Genomic DNA, 2,779 nt, shown 5'->3' on the forward strand with positions numbered 1-2,779 from the left:
GCCATTTGTAATACTGAGCTTGTGAAATTCCATGTTCTCTGCAGATTTGAGAAACGCTCTTTTCTCGACGAAGCCCTTCCAGAATTATTGCCATCTTTTCTTCTGCCGAGAGTTTCTTTGCCATTAACTGCACCCCCTTGCCTTTATTTTATCTCTCTACTTTTTACCTGTCCAATTCTTCAGGGGTGCAGTATAATCCTCTTTTCAAGCCTCTTCTGGAATTTTGCAGGCAGCTCTTCATTGAGTTTTATATAGCAGTAAACTTTGTTTTCGGAATTGAATTCTTTCTTTTCTTCTATATGGTTTATAGCATATTCTACAAGACTATCAACATCTAGTTCCTTTGTATACTCTCTATACCTATATAAATACGCTGTTATTTCAGCAGAAGGATTTCCCCAGTTTTTGTCAATTATCGTCATCCCGTCTTTCTCGTTGAAGTGCCACCAAGGTGCGTGTGGGAAAAGATTTACTTCTCTTGGAACTGCAAACCAGCCATTTCTTTCCGCATTGAATGACGACTCGAAATATTCTATTGCAGCTTTAATATGTTTCCTTGCTTCTTTGAGATTATCGATGGTTTTTAAGTGCCTGACACCAACGGAAGTGGCCATCGGCGAAGAATAAGGAAGCCTAAAATCGGATTCAATTCCTTTTCCGAATCCCCCGTCATAATTTTGATACACCGTCAGCTCATCTAAAATCCTCTGATCATTTCCCTCTTCAAAGTGTTTTTCAAAAATAGCTTTTTCAAGAACCCTGCTGAATTTCTTTATATTTTCTTTGACCCTGCAAAACAAATCTTCCCTCAGCTTGCGCATTAAAATTACTCCTTCCTGTATAACCCTATAATTCTCCCTTAGTTAAGACGGAGAGCATAGCAGTTACGAAGCAGCTCTTACCTAAACCAAAGGCGCCACCTCTTGACCCTACCATTTTCTTAATCATTCTCAGGCTCATGATAACAGCTAGAGCTATCTATCATTGGTAATACTATAGGGGGAATAAGACCGGATTGCGATGAAAGTGACATTAAGAAGCTTCTTACGATTTGAATCAACATAGGTGTACCTGAATATTTCAAGAATTTAATGAACTTGTCTTTACCGATCTTTTTTGGAGAGACAAAAGTTCCGATAATCTTTGCTTTAAATCCGATAAAAATGGTTCTTCCGGATTTCAAGTTGAATTTAATTTCCAATTCCAATTTTCCGGTGAGATGATTTTCATCTTCGTAGACTTCAAAGGTTGGAGAGATATCTAAATCCGGTTTGAGCTTTTTGTTTGAAAATCCGTCTTTAACTTTGAACTCTGAATCAGTGATTATATGAGAGGTCATTTGAAATGGAGCTATTTTAGGTTTCATAAACTCACTCCCAATTCAAAAGAATAATTTTTGAAATACCCTGGTTGGATTTCATACTCACTTTCTTGTTGAATGCTATATACATCATCTTCAAATCTTCCAGACGATATTTTCTTCGCACCAATAAGACTCCTGTACTTATCAAAAAACGGGGATGTGAATTCTGGAATAGTGTAATCTAACGAAGCCCTTTTATCTTCAGTATAATTAGCAAAGAGCTTCTTGAGATCAGTAAAGGCAAACTTTAAAGGTTTTCTCCCAGGATTAACGGGGGAAAGCAAACCGCGGGATACCATCCTTTGAATTGTCCTTTCGCTGATACCAAAAATCTTTGCTGCTTCTTTTTTCGTATAAGTATCTGCCATAATTTCTTCCAGGGGGTCAGGGGTTTCATCAAAGATTTCGTCTTTGAATAAAAGCAAGTCATCAAGAAGTTCTTTAGCTTTAGGATCATTCGAGGCAGAAAGCAGCTCGACTATTAAGTCAAAGACCTTCTTTTTTTCTGCTCCCTTAAAATTATCTAGCTTTTCCCAAATTTGCTCTAGTGAAAACATAATATCACCTCATGACCCCTTTTTGTTGTAATAACGCAATTTTTTACCAAGCTGCTTTTTTATAACCTCGTATTCTGAACCGATATCGGCATGTGAACCTACAGCAATAAGATGAATCGTATTTGATTCTTTAATGTATGAATAAACCAGCCTTCCTCCACTAATTGATTTCAATATAATTGCTCTTATCCCTTTTAATGAACCTTTTTTTCTTTCTCCGATATATGGATCCTTCATAAGTTTCATAATGTACTCAAGGACCTCAACCTTAAGATCTCTGTTGGTTTTAAGCTTAGTAAGCTTTCCTTTGAACAAAGAAAGAGACCGAAGTTTTGGTTCAGTATATTCAGTACCTTTTTTGATAATAGCCAGGATATCATCTTCATTCTTTACTTCCAGGCCGACGCTATAAAAAAATTCGATTATTTCTTCTCTCTCTTTTTCTAAGCTCATAGTATTATACTCCTAAATACCTTATTAGTCAAATTATGTGTCTATATTTGTCCATATTTATCTCGCTGCCATTCTTTATTTGTACACAAACACTTACTAAAAAACGATTAACATCGTTTATAATTGTAACATGTTGCGAATATATGTACCAAATTTTGTTTATAAAAAGTAAAAAAGGTAAAATGTAATAGACATAGAGTGTATAAAGTCAATAGGTTTTTGACCCGGGAGGGCCATAAGGAAATGACCCGCTACCCACCTCAGGTATCTTCTAAAATATCCCTTCTTCTGTAACTTCTTCCAGACATATTGAGGATCAAAGCGTTGTGTGTAATTCTGTCTAACAATGCCATGGTTAGGGCTTTATCATGGAAAATCTTTATCCATTCTGAGAACACGAGATTCG

6 protein-coding genes are annotated in these 2,779 nt (G+C 36.3%); all 6 read right to left on the reverse strand.

All coding sequences use genetic code 11. The features are described 5' to 3' along the window. Positions 1-124: transposase (locus tag DU53_RS11405; RefSeq protein ID WP_153020860.1), on the reverse strand; the 124-nt coding region annotated here is incomplete at its 3' end. 55 nt (positions 125-179) lie between these two features. Further along, positions 180-821 carry a hypothetical protein gene (locus DU53_RS11410; RefSeq protein ID WP_063728739.1) on the reverse strand — a complete coding sequence of 214 codons (642 nt, stop codon included), beginning with the start codon at positions 819-821 and terminating at the stop codon, positions 180-182. Between the two features lie 119 nt (positions 822-940). After that, positions 941-1,366: a protein-export chaperone SecB gene (locus tag DU53_RS11415; protein ID WP_063728740.1), complete on the reverse strand. Its 426-nt coding sequence runs from the start codon at positions 1,364-1,366 to the stop codon at positions 941-943. After that, positions 1,363-1,920 carry a helix-turn-helix domain-containing protein gene (locus tag DU53_RS11420; protein WP_063728741.1) on the reverse strand — a complete coding sequence of 186 codons (558 nt, stop codon included), beginning with the start codon at positions 1,918-1,920 and terminating at the stop codon, positions 1,363-1,365. Before DU53_RS11420 ends, DU53_RS11415 begins: the two co-directional genes overlap by 4 nt. A 9-nt stretch (positions 1,921-1,929) precedes the next feature. Beyond that, entirely contained in the window at positions 1,930-2,373 is a 444-nt protein-coding gene (locus tag DU53_RS11425; RefSeq protein ID WP_063728742.1) for a type II toxin-antitoxin system mRNA interferase toxin, RelE/StbE family, read from the reverse strand. A gap of 260 nt (positions 2,374-2,633) precedes the next feature. Beyond that, on the reverse strand, positions 2,634-2,779 hold a 146-nt coding region (locus DU53_RS12040; RefSeq protein WP_161484795.1), incomplete at its 5' end, for an ATP-binding protein.

Source organism: Kosmotoga sp. DU53, from assembly GCF_001639905.1.
In the GTDB taxonomy this organism is placed as follows: Bacteria; Thermotogota; Thermotogae; order Petrotogales; family Kosmotogaceae; genus Kosmotoga; species Kosmotoga olearia.

Coding starts and splice junctions, on each gene's coding strand:
- DU53_RS11415 (WP_063728740.1), bottom strand. CDS start 1,366: ATGAAACCTAAAATAGCTCCATTTCAAATGACCTCTCATATAATCACT.
- DU53_RS11410 (WP_063728739.1), bottom strand. CDS start 821: ATGCGCAAGCTGAGGGAAGATTTGTTTTGCAGGGTCAAAGAAAATATA.
- DU53_RS11425 (WP_063728742.1), bottom strand. CDS start 2,373: ATGAGCTTAGAAAAAGAGAGAGAAGAAATAATCGAATTTTTTTATAGC.
- DU53_RS11420 (WP_063728741.1), bottom strand. CDS start 1,920: ATGTTTTCACTAGAGCAAATTTGGGAAAAGCTAGATAATTTTAAGGGA.